We start from the raw sequence: 15,522 nt of genomic DNA, 5'->3' as shown, positions 1-15,522 counted from the left end.
ATGTTCTCGAAGATCGCCACGCGTTTTGCGTGCGCGTCTGTGCTGTTCGTCAGTTCGTCGCTGACGGGGGTAGCTCATTCGCAAACCCTCACCATGGGGGCTGCGCTTCAACGCGCGCTTGCCGCCAGTCCGCGTCTGACAGCCGCCGAGCGTGACGTCGGGATCGCGCGCGGGCAGCGCATCCAGTCCGGCGCGCTGATCAATCCGGAGATTTCGTACGAGCAGGACAATTCGTTCGGGTCGGGCGCCTACAGGGGAACCCGCTCGGCGGAGACCACGCTGCAGGTCAGCCAGATGTTCGAGCTGTGGGGCAAGCGCGACGCGCGCGTCGCCGCCGGCCAGGCGGGCCTCGATGCGGCGGGCATTGGACGCCAGGCCGTCCGCCTCGAAGTGCTGTCAGAGACTGCGATCGCCTTTGTGAGCGTGCTCGGCCTGCAGCGGCGGATCCAGATCCTCGACGAACAGATCGAGGCGATCGACAAGATCTCACCGCTGCTGCAGCGGCGCGTCGAGGCTGGTGCATCGTCCATCGCCGAGACCGGACGCGCCGAGGTCGCATCGGCACTGGTCAAGGCCGACCGTGAGCGCACCAGGTCGTCTCTCGCGAGCGCGCGCCGTGAACTGGCGATCCTGATGGGCGACAGCGCGGCGAAATTCGCGGCCGTCTCCGGACGGCTGGAAGCGACCGGCAGGCCACCGACATTTCAGTCGGTCGTCGCGGCGATCGATGCCAACCCGCAGCTCGTCCGCTGGAAGGCGATCTACGCGCAGCGCAACGCCGAACTGCTGCTCGCCCGGTTGAAGCCCTATCCGGACGTCACGGTATCCGCCGGATGGCGCCGCTTTAACGAGACCGGCGACAACGCCGTTCGGCTTTCGCTATCGGTGCCGATCCCGGTGTTCGACCAGAACCAGGGTAACATCCTCTCCGCGCAGGAAAGCCTCGCCAAGACCGCCGCCGAACGCCAGGGCAACCGCAATACGCTGATCGTGGTGGCGGGCCGCGCCTACGACTCGCTGCAGGGCTCGCTGCGCGAACTTGCCATCCTGCGCGAGACCGCGATCCCCAAGTCCAGGGACGCGGCCGACGCGATTTCCGAAGGCTACGGGCAGGGACGTTACTCGCTGCTCGAAGTGCTCGACGCGCAGGCCAGCGTCGCGCAGGCGCGCCTGCGCGAGCAGGAAGCCCAGCAGAATTTCCACGTCGCCGTCGCCACTATCGAAGGGCTGGTCGGCAATCCATTTGCACTGGCGCGGGGGAGCGCACGATGAACAAGCCAATCATGTTCCTGGTGGCCGCCGCCGCGATCTTCGCGCTCGGCGCCGGCGTCTATGCCACCGCCCCGAGCAAGTCCGACACGCAGACCGCGGCCACCTCCAAGGCCGCCAGACAGGGCGACAAGGCCAAAGGTGAAAAGGCCAAGGGTGAGAAAGGCCACGACGAGAAGGGCCACGGTGAAGAGGGCGTCGTGGAAATGAGCGATGCGCGCGTTGCCTCGTCGAACATCGAAATCCTCTCCGCCAAAAGCGAGACGCTGCACGACTCTCTGGTGCTGAACGGCATCCTGCAGCCCAATCAGGAAACGCTGGTGCAGGTGACCCCGCGCTTTCCCGGCGTCGTGCGCGAGATCAAGAAGCGCATCGGCGACACCGTCGAGAAGGGCGAGCTCCTCGCGAAGATCGAGAGCAACCAGAGCCTGAGCGTCTATGAGATGCGGGCGCCGATCTCCGGGACGGTGATCGACCGCCAGATCTCGCTCGGCGAATATGCCTCCGAGCAGAAGCCGGCCTTCATCGTCGCCGACATCTCGACGGTGTGGGTGGATCTGTCCGTCTACCGCCGCAACCTGCCGCGTGTCCGGATCGGCGACAAGATCCTGATCGATGTCGGCGATGGTGGAAAGCCGATCGAGGCCAGCCTGTCCTACATCTCGCCGGTTGGCAGCAGCGATACGCAGAGCGCGCTCGCCCGCGCCGTCGTGCCGAATATCGACATGCGCCTGCGCACCGGCCTGTTCGTCTCGGCACGCCTGATCCTGTCGGCCAAGCCGGTCGCGATCGCCGTTCGGGCGTCGGCGATCCAGACGGTCGAGAACCGCAGCGTGGTGTTTGTCCGCAGCGGCGACAAGTTCGAAGCGCGCGACGTCGAACTCGGCGCGCGCGACTCCGATAATGTCGAGATCCTGTTCGGACTGCTCGACGGCGACAAATACGCGGCAAAGAACAGCTTCATCGTGAAAGCGGAGCTCGGAAAAGGATCGGCGTCCCATGAACACTGAGTTCGCTCAGATGCGGCGGGACCGCGTCCGCTCATGTCTCCAGCGGTCCCCGTCAGGGATCGTCATGTCGGGAATTTGGTCATGATCGACAAGCTTCTTGCGTTCTCCGTGCACCAGCGCTGGTTGGTCATGATCGCCGTGCTGATGATGGGCGCTTTTGGCGTCTGGAACTTCACGCGCCTGCCGATCGACGCCGTCCCTGACATCACGAATGTCCAGGTTCAGATCAATACCAACGCGCCGGGCTTCTCGCCGCTGGAGGTCGAGCAACGCATCACGTTCCCGATCGAAACGGGGATGGCCGGCCTGCCGAACCTCGTGAACACGCGCTCGCTGTCGCGCTACGGCCTCAGCCAGGTCACGGTCGTGTTCAAGGACGGCACGGACATCTACTTCGCGCGCCAGCTCGTCAACGAACGCGTCCAGCGGGTGAAGGACTCGCTGCCGACCGGCATCGAGACGGCGATGGGGCCGGTCTCCACCGGCCTCGGCGAGATCTACATGTACACGGTCGAGGCGAAGGAGGGCGCGAAGAACGCCGAAGGCAAGCCCTATACGCCGAGCGATCTGCGGACCGTGCAGGACTGGATCATCAAGCCCCAGCTTCGCAACGTGCAGGGGGTCAACGAGGTCAACACCATCGGCGGCTTCGAGAAGCAGTTCCACGTGCTTCCGGATCCGGCCAGGCTGATGGCCTACCGTCTGAGTTTCCGCGACGTCATGACGTCGCTCGCCAACAACAACGCCAATGTCGGCGCCGGCTATATCGAGAAGAACGGCGAGCAGTATCTGGTGCGCACGCCCGGACAGGTCGCCGATGTCGAGGAGATCCGGCAGATCGTCATCGGCTCCCGCAACGGCGTCCCGGTCCGCATCCTCGACATCGCCGAGGTCAAGGAAGGCACCGACCTGCGCACCGGCGCGGCGACCGTCGACGGGAAGGAAGTCGTGCTCGGCACGGCGATGCTGCTGATCGGCGAGAACGGCCGGACCGTCGCGCAGCGTGTCGGGCAAAAGCTGGAGCAGATTCAGAAGTCGCTGCCGGAGGGCGTCTCTCTCCGTGCGATCTACGACCGCACCCATCTGATCGATGCGACCATCGCGACCGTCGAGAAGAACCTGGTCGAGGGCGCGCTGCTCGTCATCGCGATCCTGTTCCTCATCCTCGGGAACTTCAAGGCGGCCTTCGCCACCGCGCTCGTCATTCCGCTGTCCATGCTGTTCACCATCACTGGCATGTTCGAGAACAAGGTCAGCGCCAACCTGATGAGTCTCGGCGCCATCGACTTCGGCATTATCATCGATGGTGCCGTCATCATCGTGGAGAACTGCCTGCGTCTGCTTGCCCATGAGCAGGCGAAGCGGGGGTGCCTGTTGACCCGCGAGGAGCGCTTCGAGACGATCATCGAAGCGTCGCGCGAGGTCATCAAGCCCAGCCTGTTCGGCACGCTGATCATCGCCGTGGTCTATCTGCCGGTGCTCACGCTGACCGGCGTCGAAGGCAAGATGTTCACGCCGATGGCGCTGACCGTGCTGATGGCGTTGCTGGGCGCCAGCATCCTGTCGATGACCTTCGTTCCGGCCGCTGTCGCGCTGTTCGTGACCGGCAAGGTCTCCGAGAAGGAGAACTGGTTCATGCGCGCCGCGCGTCGGACCTACGTGCCGTTGCTCGATATCGCGATCCGTCTGCGCGTCATCGTGGCGGCCGCGGCCGTGGCGCTCATCGTCGTGAGCGGATACGCCGCGACGCGGATGGGCGGCGAGTTCATCCCGAGCCTCGACGAGGGCGACGTCGCGATCCAGGCGATGCGCATCCCCGGAACCAGCCTCACGCAATCGCTCGAGATGCAGATGGCGCTCGAGCGGCGGCTGGCCAGGATTCCAGAGGTGAAGGAATCCTTCGCCCGTACCGGTACCGCGGAGGTGGCGACAGATCCCATGCCGCCGTCGATCTCGGACGGCTATGTCATGCTCAAGCCGCGCGATCAGTGGCCCGATCCGAAGAAGTCGAAGCTCGATCTGATGAAGGAGATCGAGGCCGCATCCGAGGAGGTCGCAGGCAGTCTTTACGAACTCTCGCAGCCGATCCAGCTGCGCTTCAACGAACTGATCTCGGGTGTGCGCAGCGACGTCGGCATCAAGATCTTCGGCGACGACCTCGGCGTGCTGGCAGGGATCGCGGGGCAGGTGCAGTCGGCGCTGCAGAACATCCAGGGCGCCGCGGACGTGAAGACCGAGCAGGTCGCAGGGCTTCCGGTGCTGACGGTCAAGCTGGATCGCAAGGCGCTGGCGCGCTTCGGCATCAGCGTGTCGGATGTGCAAAACCTGGTCGAGATCGCCGTGGGCGGCAAGACCGCCGGCCTGGTGTTCGAGGGCGACCGCCGCTTCGATCTCGTTGTGCGCCTTCCGGACGAACTCCGGACGGACATCGAAGCAATCAAGGCGCTGCCGATCCCGCTGCCGCCGCTGGAGGGCCAGCCGAGCCAGAACAAGGCGATGCCGGCGGCGTTCGGGACCTCGCCGCTGGCCCAGATGCGCTACGCGCCGCTGTCGGAACTGGCGGAGATCTCGGTCGCGCCGGGACCGAACCAGATCAGCCGCGAGGACGGCAAGCGCCGCATCGTCGTCTCTGCCAATGTGCGCGGACGCGATCTCGGCTCCTTCGTCGGCGAGGCGCAGCAGCAGATCGCGCAGAAGGTCAAACTGCCCGCAGGCTACTGGATCGGCTGGGGCGGTCAGTTCGAGCAGCTCGTCTCGGCGACGCAGCGCCTGACCATCGTGGTTCCGATCGCGCTACTGCTGATCTTCCTGCTGCTGTTCATCAGCCTCGGCTCCGTGGCTGACGCGCTGCTGGTCTTCAGCGGCGTGCCGCTGGCGCTCACGGGCGGCATCTTCGCGCTGCTGCTGCGTGACATTCCGCTGTCGATCAGTGCGGGCATCGGCTTTGTCGCGCTCTCGGGTGTGGCGGTGCTCAACGGTCTCGTCATCATCACCTTCATCGCGCGGCTTCGCCTTGAAGGAAAGAAGGTGGTGGAGGCCGTGCGCGAAGGCGCGCTGACCCGGTTGCGGCCTGTGCTGATGACGGCGCTGGTGGCCTCGCTCGGCTTCGTGCCGATGGCGATCGCGACGGGGGCGGGCGCCGAGGTGCAGCGCCCGCTCGCGACGGTTGTCATCGGCGGCATCGTCTCGTCCACCATCCTCACGCTGCTCGTTCTTCCCGCGCTCTACATCCTGTTCCGCCGGGAATCGTCGCCTGCCCATGTAGAGGCGATGCCTGTCCACGCCACCCAGGGAGACCATTAATGAAGACGATCTTGCTCGTCCTATCCACGCTGCTGCTGGCGGCTCCCGCGATGGCGCAGCACGCCCATCAGAAGGGGCCGAATGGCGGACCCATGGAGGATGTCGCCGGCGTGCATGTCGAGATGATCGCTGCGAGGAAGGTGCTGACCTTCAACATCCTCGACGAGGCCAACAAGCCGCTTCCGGCCAGCGGCTTTTCCGGCGCCGTGCTGCTGACGTCCGGAAGCGACCGCGAGACGCTGCCGCTCGTCACCTCCGGGACTGCATTGAAGGCCGAAGCGAAGGGCGACATCGCCAAGGGCGCTTCGGTGAGCGTCACGCTGAAGACCGCCGACGGCAAGTCCGGGCAGGCGAGGTTCAAGAACTGAGGGGATCAACCCCGGATGACGCAAGAGCTTCATCCCGGCTGCGCTTGATCGACCCAAACTACGCGCTATTTATCGCTATCGGATGCCATCAGCAGGAACTTGCGCTTCAGCGCGTTGACCCTGGAGACGTAACTCGCAACGGAATGGTCGCCGCATCGCTCATTGGCCGTCATCTGGAAGCGACGGCGTGCATAAGCGGTGGCGGGTCCTCCACCGCACAGATGGATGAAGGCGGCGAGATCCTGCACCTGTTGCGGGGTCGGCGCCACGCCGCCGGCGCGCGCGAGGACCGCGGCGACATTGCGGTCCAGATAGATCGATGCGAGCTCGGTGGCATGGCTCGGGATGGCACGAATATAGGGGCCGAAGCCGCAGCCCGTATCCTGAACCGCGTTCGCCCGGATGCAGAAGCGCGAAACTTCGGCATAGGCCGGATCGGTCATTTGAAAGAGACCGACGGCGCTGGATGCGGGCCGATAGATCGCGAACGGATTGAAGCTGAACCGCCAGCGCCAATAGGTGCGATCCAGGGGATTGCCGGAACTCTCGACCTGCGCCAGCGCAGCGAGCAATTCGGGCGTGATCGACCGCGTCGAAAAGGCGCGAAACAGCGGCCCGTAATGCCGCCACGTCTCGGCCGGCTCCTTGTCGAGCCTGTGGCCGACAAAGAAGAACAACTCGGTCGGCTTGTGGATCACGTGATAGATGAGGTTGGACAGCACGAGGGTGACAAGCACGATTGCGACGGCGCCGGCGATTTGAACAGCGCGCGGCAGTTTCGCGAGCGTCCGTTGCGCCGAGCGCAGGCTGCGCCGCCAGCGACGACGGCATTTGGCGCTGAAGATGAACGGGACCTTCGTCATGGCTGATGGCAGCGCGCTAATCCGCCTGCGGCTGGCTGATGCCGAGCTTCTTGACGCGGGTGCGGACTGATAGCGGTGACCGCTTCAACCGGATCGCGATCTCGTTGACGCTGCGACCGACCGACAATTGCCGCCGCAATTCTTCGTCCTGCTGTGAGGTCCGGACGGCGTCGGATTTCTGGCTTAGTTTCATGAGGACTTAACGCGCAGAGATCTCGACATTGGTGGATTACGCTTGCTGGTTGGATGTCGCAGTGAAGGCCAACGCATTGACGTTGGTGCATCCGACTACTGGTTCTGGATGGAGACGCTCATTCCGCTCAGGTCCAGATCGAACTGGAGGCCCAGTTGCTCGCCCTCGAGCGTCAGGACGACGCCCTTGGCGTTGCGCATCTGGATGGCGCGCCTGCCTGCACCGACCGCCACACCTGCACCGAGCGCCGTATAAATGCCTTCGATGTCCGAAGCCTGATGCATATTTTGCGCCGCGCCGACCAGATCGGTCGAGGAGCCCCCAAACGTCAGGCCCGCGCTCACGCCGCCGATGCGAAACGGATACATCTCACCACGGAAGCTGAGGATTCCGCTCCCTGCCTGCGCGCCGATGAACCATCCGGCCTTGAAGAACTTGAAGCGGACTTTGCCGGTTTCTGCGTGAGCGGGCAGCGACAGTGCGGCGGACAGCAGAGTTGCGACGGCGAGAAGAGTGAGGCAGCGAGTCTTTGGAAAGCGCATATTGATATTCCGGTCATGGGGCTGCCGCGTGGCGGCACTGCGGCAACTAGATAGAGCATCGCGGGAATCGTCAATGACGTAGGCGCGACGCGCGGTCGCCTCCCAAGGGCGCAACGTCCGACGTCAACGCGTGGCGCGCAAGTGCGAAGCGTATTGCGCCGATACGACGATGGTGGATCACGCAGCGCTCATCCGGCCACCGCTTGCCGATGGACATGCGACCAGAATTGTCATTATATCGCCGGAATGTCATCGCCACCCTGAAGACACTGACGTGACGACGACACAGACCAATCTGCCTAACCTGCGGCACTCATTCGCATTCGAAAGAACACGATGACAGGTCTCTCGCGCAGGACGACGCTGGTGAAGGCGACACATGCAGCCGGGGCGCCGGACATTTCAGAGCGCACGATGATCGCGCGCCGCCAACTCCTGCGTTTTTTCGCCGCTAGTCCTCTTCTCACGGCGACCTCTCTCGGTGCGATCACCACCCTGTTGACGGCTAACGCGCATCAAGCGCTCGCGCAGAGCTACGATGTGCTGCGCGGCTCCCGAAGAGCGTTCGGTCCGGACGGCATCATCACCGCTCCGGCCGATGCGCTGGACGTGTTTGAGTTCGAGCCGGCGGCAAAGAAGGCCGTGCTCAGCCAGGACGCGCCGGCGCACTGGGGCTACCTCCAGAGCGGCGTCGACGGCGACGTGACGCGCGACGCCAATCACACCGCCTTCGCGAAGTACAATATCCGCGTCCAGCGTCTCATCGATGCCCGAAAGATCGACACCAGCGTGAAGATCTTCGGCGAAACCTGGGCCAGCCCCATCTTCATGTGCCCGGTCAGCAGCCTCGGCGCCTACGATCCCGAGGCCGGGGTCACCGTGGCGCGCGCCGCTGCCAAGCGTAACCATCAGATGATTCTCTCGACGGTCGATAACGCGAGCATCGTCGACGTCAACAAGGCGCACGGCCGGCCGGCCTGGTTCATGCTATATCCGACCGACGATTGGAACGTGACGCGGGCGCTGGTGCAGCGCGCCGAGAATGCGGGCTCTCCGGCGATCGTCCTCACGGTCGACCGCCAGGGCGGCCGCAATACCGAAACCCTGTTCCGCGAGCGGCGCCAGGACCTGCGCGAGTGCTCGGGCTGTCACACACCGGGCTTCACCAACGAGGTCAGCCGCAAGACCAACTTCGCGGACATCGACGTTTCCAAAGTCACCAACCTCTACGGCACCGGGATGACGTGGGAATTCGTCGATCGCCTGCGCGGGATCGTCAAGGGCAAGCTCGTGCTGAAGGGCATCATGACGGGTGAGGACGCCAAGGAGGCGTTGCGCCACGGCGTGGACGGCCTGATCGTCTCCAACCACGGCGGGCGCGCGGAAGAGAGCGGGCAGGCGACGATCGGTGTGCTGGCGGAGGTCGTGGATGCGGTGGGCGGGCGCATCCCGGTGCTCATCGACGGCGGCGTACGCCGTGGCACCGATGTCCTGAAGGCGCTCGCTCTGGGCGCCGCGGCCGTTGGCATTGGCCGGCCATACGTGTGGGGCCTGGCGTCGTTCGGCGAGGCCGGCGTGGACCGGGTGCTGCAGATCCTGGACGATGAGTTCATCACGATCATGCGGCAGGTGGGTGCGCTGGACATCGATCATATCACGCGGCGCTGCGTCACCAGCGCCTAGCCGTGCCCGACCTCCGATGAATGAAGCGCGCCTCATGCCTCGACCATGGCCGTCGACGGTTTGACCGGGCACTGCGCCGAGAGACAGTTGCGGCGGATTGCGCTGCGCTAATCCGCCCTACGCTTGCTATCGGACGACGCCACCGAAGCTCGGACCACGTACAGGCCACACAAATTCGTCTCTTTGCGCGATATCCCAATGGCGCTTCAGCGATCCGAAGTTATCGATGTTGCGTAGCAGATTGAGCTTATTGTCTTCGATGTGATGCGCTTCCATCTGCGCGAACGGATCATCCTGCCGGTGTTTCCCGGCGTGATAGTAATCCGCAAAATCCTCAAGATTTGAGCGATGCCATGACAGGCCATTACCGCATACAATAAGCAGACCGGGCCCACATCGAATTTTCTTAGCTTCGGCCAGACGCTCTTCAAAATCCATGGCGTATTCTAGGAACTTTGAGCGTGAAGCAAACGTGTTTCCGTAAACGCGACCGCCCATCCAATCTTTATGTGCGATAAATTGCGCCTGCTTTGGATGAAGCTCCCGGCGCTTCTCGTAGAGTTTCCAAGCCTCTTCCGTGTCTGGAGTGTTTGGGCGAACAGACTTTACTTCGATATACGCGTTGTCACGGCCTCTATCGGTCACGAAGTCGATCTTTCGGCCGCTAGGCAACAGACTAGGTTCGTATTCGATTGTCCCCTTAAGGCCTTTATCTTCAGCGAGGATCTTAGCAACGGCTAGTTCGTTGATGTTTTCGAAAAGCTTGCTGTCTCCAGCCATTGAATCGACTTCACATGCTTGGATTGCTCTCTCGAAATTCTCCCAAAGAGCCGTCCCGCGCCCGATCCTGCTGTTCTTTCCGATGACAATCGGTTCGTAGATCGCTCTGGCGTCATCGATTACCTTCCTCGTACGTTCGTCCATGGAGCCCGCATTCTTTCAGGTTGAATGAGCGAGTGGTCAGCTCAGTGACGACAAACAGTACGCAATGCAGGAGCGTTCGTGTGGCGCGGATGCGGTGGATCACGCGGGCTGACACGCTCAGAGTTCTCGTTACTTTGTATTGTTAGTCAGCCAAATAATTAAAGCCAAGGCTCCAGACCTGGCTCGCTCAAGCTCCTTAAAGGCGTCTTCGGGCGAGAGGCTCCATTCGTTCATGACATGAGCCTCAATTTCCCTGCTCTGTGTTTCGATTGTGCTTGCGGTTTCGGCAAGCTGTGTCGAGTATTTTTCAGTTCTGTACGAAATCAAAGTCGCGGCAAAAACAAGCACAGTGAACAGAGAAAAAGTCGCCTCCAATATTGCACTAGCTTGGGCGAGATCGGATACAGCGACGATATCTTTGATGTCGCGATTTAAGAAGCTGAAGAAGCTATAATACCAAAACTTAAAATATGATGGGGTTCCTATTGTCTCAAATGCATTTGGGTATGTTTTGTGAATCGAAAAATTCACGGTCGTAAAGATGATTGTCGCGAAGAAGATCAAAGAGAGAATACTGATCGCACCTGCGACTGTCGCGTACCCTTTTGAGTGGAGCGCGGGCAGTTTTCTCGCTGCAAATGTGCAGGCTCGGCCGAAGATCAGCGCTTGAGCAAGACTTTCCGACCTCTTGCTGATTTGTGTGGTCTCAAGCTTGCTTACTGGAGTCGCTTTAATGTCGTCATCGAGCCGAGTATGCTTGACAACAAAGACGGTGCTCTTCGTGACAGCAGTGCGGTAGGCAGAAAACAATATGTTAGGCTGAAAGATTGACAGCGTTGCTCTAACGTACAGCCAAAACAGAACTAACAAGTTCGTGATTGCCAGCGTGGCGAGAACATACTTGTCTTGGATAACAAACGGGGCGGTTTGGCAAAGGATGAAGCAGAATGCCAACGTAACGTTCTGGCGAAACTTGTAAAAGAACGATGCCGCGGCGCTAAGAATGCCAAGCGCTAGTGACCAACTCCCTATCCAAACAAGAGCCTTGGGAAGAGTCCAAATCACCTTTAGCAGTGGCCAGAACAAAACGAAAAGTAGTGTCTTAATTGTTCCTGTTGGCGATGTGATCCAAGAAATTAGAGCGAGCACACCTAAGAAAATAATCGACTTGTATGATACCAACCATGCGTGATCCCCCAGTTGGGCTGCGATCAGCGCGTCAATGTTGAAAAGGAACAAGGTTGTAAGAACGTAGGCCCAGGTTAGGCCTGAAAATATTTCAAGGAGAAGCTTCTTTATTCGCGTTTTTGCTTTGCCGGGCGTTGCGCGGCCCTCGTTTACAGCAAGCGACTGGCCCGCACCTTCCATTGGAAACTCCGACAGAATTCACGTTTTGTTCGACTAGGTTTTTCCGCAGCGAGAGTGTCTCGCTGCGGAAGGTCTTGCTGCTTCGATTGTACGCTACAACGTCAGTTTAGTCCGTTATTACGAACACCCCGTCGTGCTGCCGCACGTATCGCACTTCATACAGGTCCCATTCCGCACCAGCGTGAAGTTCGAACACTCGCCGCACATGTCGCCCTCATAGCCCTTGGCTTTCGCTTCGGCGCGGCGTTCGGCCTTGCTTGGCGCGGCGGCTGCGGCGCTTCCCGCTTTGCTCCAGGCTTGCGCCTCGAGTTTTTCGGTCGGCGAGAGCTGGTGCTCGGGCTCGGCGGTCTTGAGGGCGACCGCGGCATCGCCGCTGCCGTGGCGGGCGGTGGCGCCCGACGCGTTCAGCGAGGTGACGTTGCCGCTCGCGCGGGCGTCGGTGTTCTCGGCAGGTGCCGGCGCGCGCATGACGACGAGGTTGTCGGTGCGCGAGCGGGTCAGGCCCTTCGAGACATACTTGTTCTGGTCGGCCGGCGCCTTGCCTTCGTCCTCGCCCTTGCCGAGCGCATCAAAACCCGCTTCCGAGACGTCGACATGGCCGAGATCGAAGCGCGACATGTAGGAGACCGCGAGTTCGCGGAACACATAGTCGAGGATCGAGGTCGCGAACTTGATGCTGTCGTTGCCCTGTACCGGGCCCGCGGGCTCGAAGCGGGTGAAGGTGAAGGCGTCGACATATTCCTCCAGCGGCACGCCATACTGGAGGCCCAGCGAGACGGCGATGGCGAAGTTGTTGATGAAGGAGCGCAGCGCCGCGCCTTCCTTGTGCATGTCGATGAAGATCTCGCCGAGACGGCCGTCATCATATTCGCCGGTGCGCAAGTACACTTTGTGACCGCCGACGACGGCCTTCTGGGTGTAGCCCTTGCGGCGATCCGGCATCTTCTCGCGGTCGCGCATCACCACGATGCGCTCGACCAGACGCTCGACCACCTTCTCGGAGATTGCGGCGGTGCGCGCCGCCATCGGCTTCTCCATCAGGTTCTCCAGCGCATCCTCGTCCTCGTCCTCATCAGAGATGAGCTGCGAGTTGAGCGGCTGCGAGAGCTTGGAACCATCGCGATACAGCGCGTTGGCCTTCAGCGCGAGCTTCCACGACAGCAGGTAAGCGGACTTGCAGTCCTCCACCGTAGCGTCGTTCGGCATGTTGATGGTCTTGGAGATCGCACCCGAAATGAAGGGCTGCGACGCCGCCATCATGCGGATGTGGCTTTCCACCGAGAGATAGCGCTTGCCGATCTTGCCGCAGGGATTGGCGCAATCGAACACGCTGTAGTGCTCGGCCTTCAGATGCGGCGCACCTTCCACCGTCATCGCGCCGCAGATATGCACGTTGGCGGCTTCGATCTCGCGCTTGGTGAAGCCGAGCGCGGCGAGCAGGTCAAAACCGGGCGCGGCAATGGCTTCAGCTTCGATCTTGAGGGTGTCGCGCAGGAAGTCCTCACCGAAGGTCCACTTGTTGAAGGCGAACTTGATGTCGAAGGCGGTCGGCAGTGCAGCCTCGACCTTCTTCAGCGCTTCATCGGTGAAGCCCTTGGCTTTCAAGGTCGAGGCATTGATGCCCGGCGCATTGGACAGCGAACCGTGACCGACGGCATAGGCCTCGATCTCGGCGATCTCGCTCTCGCGATAGCCGAGCACGCGGAGTGCTGCCGGGACGGCGCGGTTGATGATCTTCCAGTAGCCGCCACCGGCGAGCTTCTTGAATTTCACCAGCGCGAAGTCAGGCTCGATGCCGGTGGTGTCGCAATCCATGACAAGGCCGATGGTGCCGGTCGGCGCCACGACGGTGGTCTGGGCGTTGCGGTAGCCATGGAGTTCGCCGAGTTCGAGGGCGAGATCCCAGGCAATCTTGGCGCGGGTGACGATGTCGGCCTGCGGGCAGGAGGCATGGTCGAGCGCCACGGGGGCGACGGCGAGGCCTTCATAGCCGCGGGTTTCGCCATGGGCTGCACGGCGATGGTTGCGGATGACGCGCAGCATGTGAGCTGCGTTCTTCTTGTAGCCGGGGAACGGGCCGAGCTCCTTGGCCATCTCGGCCGAGGTCGCGTAGCTGACGCCGGTCATGACAGCGGTGAGGGCGCCGCACAGCGCGCGGCCTTCCTTGCTGTCATAGGACAGACCCATGGTCATCAGCAGGCCGCCGATGTTGGCATAGCCGAGGCCGAGGGTGCGGAACTCGTAGGAGAGTTCGGCGATCGGCTTCGACGGGAACTGCGCCATCATCACCGAGATTTCGAGCACCATGGTCCACAGACGGCAGAGATGCTCGTAGGCGTGGATGTCGAAGGTTGCGGCGGCGGTGTCGTAGAAGGTCAGCAGGTTGGCGGAGGCGAGGTTACACGCCGTGTCGTCCAGGAACATGTATTCCGAGCACGGATTGGACGCGCGGATATCGCCCGACGACTTGCAGGTGTGCCAGTCGTTCATGGTGGTGTTGAAGTGCAGGCCGGGATCGGCCGACGCCCAGGCGGCGTAACCGATTTTTTCCCAGAGATCGCGGGCCTTGATGGTCTTCATGACCTTGCCGTCCTTGCGGGCGATCAGGTCCCAGTTGCCATCGGTCTCGACGGCGCGCAGGAAATCGTCCTTCAGCGAGACGGAGTTGTTGGAGTTCTGGCCGGCAACAGTGAGATAGGCCTCTGAGTCCCAGTCGGTGTCGTAGATCGGGAAGTCGATGTCCTTGTAGCCCTGCTTGGCATACTGGATCACGCGCTTGATGACGTTGTCATTGACCAGCGAGCGGCGGGCGAGCTTGATCTCGCGGCGCAGCGCCGGGTTCTTCTCGGGATCGAAGCAGTCGTCGCCCGAACCTTCGCAGTTCACGCAGGCCTTCAGGATCGCCTTGAGGTGCTTCTGGTTCATCTTCGACCCGGTGACGAGGGCCGCGACCTTCTGCTCTTCCTTCACCTTCCAGTCGATATAGGTCTCGATATCCGGATGGTCGGCATCGACCACGACCATCTTGGCGGCGCGGCGCGTGGTGCCGCCCGACTTGATGGCGCCGGCAGCACGGTCGCCGATCTTGAGGAACGACATCAGGCCGCTTGAGCGTCCGCCACCCGACAGCTTCTCGCCTTCGCCGCGCAGCTTCGAGAAATTCGAGCCGGTACCCGAGCCATACTTGAACAGGCGGGCTTCACGCACCCACAGGTCCATGATGCCGCCTTCATTGACCAGATCGTCCTCGACGCCCTGGATGAAACAGGCATGGGGCTGCGGATGTTCGTAAGCCGATTTCGACTTGGTCAGCTTGCCGGTCTTCCAGTCCACATAATAGTGGCCCTGGCCGGGACCATCGACGCCGTAGGCCCAGTGCAGGCCGGTGTTGAACCACTGCGGCGAATTCGGCGCGACCATTTGTTTGGCGAGCATGAAGCGCAGCTCGTCATGGAACGCGTGGGCGTCGGCTTCAGAGGTGAAGTAGCCGCCCTTCCAGCCCCAATAGGTCCAGCAGCCGGCGAGGCGGTCGAACACCTGCTTGGACGAAAGTTCGCTGACGAAGCGCTCTTTCTCGGGCAGGGAGGCGAGGGCCTCGGTGTCCGGCACCGAGCGCCACAGCCACGACGGCACGGTCTCTTCCTCGACCTTCTTCAATTTCGCGGCGACGCCCGCTTTACGGAAATACTTCTGGGCCAGCACGTCGGAGGCGACCTGCGACCATGAGTCGGGCACTTCAACGCCTTCAAGCTTGAACACCACGGAGCCATCCGGATTGCGGATCTCGGACGTGGTGTGGCGGAAGTCGATCCCGGCATAGGGCGACTGTCCTTCGGTGGTGTAGCGGCGTTGAATCTGCATCGTGGTCGTGCCCCGTCTTAAGCCCGACACCCCATCTGGCGGCATCGGCGATTTCTGTTAGCGACGTCCAGGTTGCCCCAAATTCGCCGCAGCTTGGCCGGGTGAACCGGTCCTGTTTATCTCTGTGGAGCATGTGCT

Annotated in this window: 11 protein-coding genes; 5 read left to right on the top strand and 6 right to left on the bottom strand. The window is 62.0% G+C overall.

The window, feature by feature from the left end:
- From ihpA to RSO67_RS03550, 4 genes are all read left to right on the top strand, one after another.
- Nucleotides 1-1,272: a divalent metal ion exporter subunit IhpA gene (gene ihpA / locus RSO67_RS03565; RefSeq protein ID WP_315842391.1), complete on the top strand. Its 1,272-nt coding sequence runs from the start codon at nucleotides 1-3 to the stop codon at nucleotides 1,270-1,272.
- On the top strand, nucleotides 1,269-2,279 hold the full coding sequence (ihpB, locus tag RSO67_RS03560) for a divalent metal ion exporter adaptor subunit IhpB (RefSeq protein ID WP_315842390.1): 1,011 nt from the start codon (nucleotides 1,269-1,271) through the stop codon (nucleotides 2,277-2,279). Before ihpA ends, ihpB begins: the two co-directional genes overlap by 4 nt.
- An 81-nt stretch (nucleotides 2,280-2,360) precedes the next feature.
- Complete coding sequence (locus RSO67_RS03555) at nucleotides 2,361-5,582, top strand: CusA/CzcA family heavy metal efflux RND transporter (RefSeq protein WP_315842389.1); 3,222 nt, start codon at nucleotides 2,361-2,363, stop codon at nucleotides 5,580-5,582.
- Nucleotides 5,582-5,950, top strand: coding sequence for a hypothetical protein (locus tag RSO67_RS03550; protein WP_315842388.1), 369 nt, complete (start codon nucleotides 5,582-5,584; stop codon nucleotides 5,948-5,950). Before RSO67_RS03555 ends, RSO67_RS03550 begins: the two co-directional genes overlap by 1 nt.
- Nucleotides 5,951-6,015: 65 nt before the next feature.
- Here RSO67_RS03550 and RSO67_RS03545 read toward each other — a convergent pair whose 3' ends face one another.
- From RSO67_RS03545 to RSO67_RS03535, 3 genes are all read right to left on the bottom strand, one after another.
- On the bottom strand, nucleotides 6,016-6,813 hold the full coding sequence (locus RSO67_RS03545; RefSeq protein WP_315842387.1) for a transglycosylase SLT domain-containing protein: 798 nt from the start codon (nucleotides 6,811-6,813) through the stop codon (nucleotides 6,016-6,018).
- A gap of 16 nt (nucleotides 6,814-6,829) precedes the next feature.
- On the bottom strand, nucleotides 6,830-7,006 hold the full coding sequence (locus RSO67_RS03540; protein WP_315842386.1) for a hypothetical protein: 177 nt from the start codon (nucleotides 7,004-7,006) through the stop codon (nucleotides 6,830-6,832).
- A gap of 95 nt (nucleotides 7,007-7,101) precedes the next feature.
- A complete protein-coding gene (locus RSO67_RS03535; RefSeq protein WP_315842385.1) occupies nucleotides 7,102-7,662 on the bottom strand; it encodes a hypothetical protein in 561 nt (186 codons plus the stop codon).
- A 222-nt stretch (nucleotides 7,663-7,884) separates the two neighbouring features.
- Between RSO67_RS03535 and RSO67_RS03530 the strand changes: the two genes are divergently transcribed.
- The gene (locus RSO67_RS03530; protein WP_315842384.1) at nucleotides 7,885-9,231 is read left to right on the top strand and encodes an alpha-hydroxy acid oxidase; all 1,347 of its coding nucleotides are present in this window, start codon (nucleotides 7,885-7,887) and stop codon (nucleotides 9,229-9,231) included.
- Nucleotides 9,232-9,357: 126 nt separating this feature from the next.
- Here RSO67_RS03530 and RSO67_RS03525 read toward each other — a convergent pair whose 3' ends face one another.
- The 3 genes from RSO67_RS03525 to RSO67_RS03515 form a co-directional block, all read right to left on the bottom strand.
- The gene (locus RSO67_RS03525; protein WP_315842383.1) at nucleotides 9,358-10,155 is read right to left on the bottom strand and encodes a hypothetical protein; all 798 of its coding nucleotides are present in this window, start codon (nucleotides 10,153-10,155) and stop codon (nucleotides 9,358-9,360) included.
- 129 nt (nucleotides 10,156-10,284) lie between these two features.
- Nucleotides 10,285-11,523 (bottom strand): hypothetical protein, encoded by a 1,239-nt coding sequence (locus RSO67_RS03520; protein ID WP_315842382.1) that lies wholly within the window; start codon nucleotides 11,521-11,523, stop codon nucleotides 10,285-10,287.
- Nucleotides 11,524-11,640: 117 nt separating this feature from the next.
- The gene (locus tag RSO67_RS03515) at nucleotides 11,641-15,384 is read right to left on the bottom strand and encodes a vitamin B12-dependent ribonucleotide reductase (protein WP_315842381.1); all 3,744 of its coding nucleotides are present in this window, start codon (nucleotides 15,382-15,384) and stop codon (nucleotides 11,641-11,643) included.
- Between the last annotated feature and the right edge of the window lie 138 nt (nucleotides 15,385-15,522).

This window comes from Tardiphaga sp. 709 (assembly GCF_032401055.1).
Lineage (GTDB): Bacteria > Pseudomonadota > Alphaproteobacteria > Rhizobiales > Xanthobacteraceae > Tardiphaga.
The sequence above is the reverse complement of the archived record's forward strand: the minus strand, read 5'-3'. Positions and strand labels throughout refer to the sequence as shown.

Bases quoted from the DNA above. Each gene is read 5' to 3' on its own strand.
- ihpA (WP_315842391.1), top strand. From the start codon at position 1: ATGTTCTCGAAGATCGCCACGCGTTTTGCGTGCGCGTCTGTGCTGTTC.
- ihpB (WP_315842390.1), top strand. From the start codon at position 1,269: ATGAACAAGCCAATCATGTTCCTGGTGGCCGCCGCCGCGATCTTCGCG.
- RSO67_RS03555 (WP_315842389.1), top strand. From the start codon at position 2,361: ATGATCGACAAGCTTCTTGCGTTCTCCGTGCACCAGCGCTGGTTGGTC.
- RSO67_RS03550 (WP_315842388.1), top strand. From the start codon at position 5,582: ATGAAGACGATCTTGCTCGTCCTATCCACGCTGCTGCTGGCGGCTCCC.
- RSO67_RS03545 (WP_315842387.1), bottom strand. From the start codon at position 6,813: ATGACGAAGGTCCCGTTCATCTTCAGCGCCAAATGCCGTCGTCGCTGG.
- RSO67_RS03540 (WP_315842386.1), bottom strand. From the start codon at position 7,006: ATGAAACTAAGCCAGAAATCCGACGCCGTCCGGACCTCACAGCAGGAC.
- RSO67_RS03530 (WP_315842384.1), top strand. From the start codon at position 7,885: ATGACAGGTCTCTCGCGCAGGACGACGCTGGTGAAGGCGACACATGCA.
- RSO67_RS03525 (WP_315842383.1), bottom strand. From the start codon at position 10,155: ATGGACGAACGTACGAGGAAGGTAATCGATGACGCCAGAGCGATCTAC.
- RSO67_RS03520 (WP_315842382.1), bottom strand. From the start codon at position 11,523: ATGGAAGGTGCGGGCCAGTCGCTTGCTGTAAACGAGGGCCGCGCAACG.
- RSO67_RS03515 (WP_315842381.1), bottom strand. From the start codon at position 15,384: ATGCAGATTCAACGCCGCTACACCACCGAAGGACAGTCGCCCTATGCC.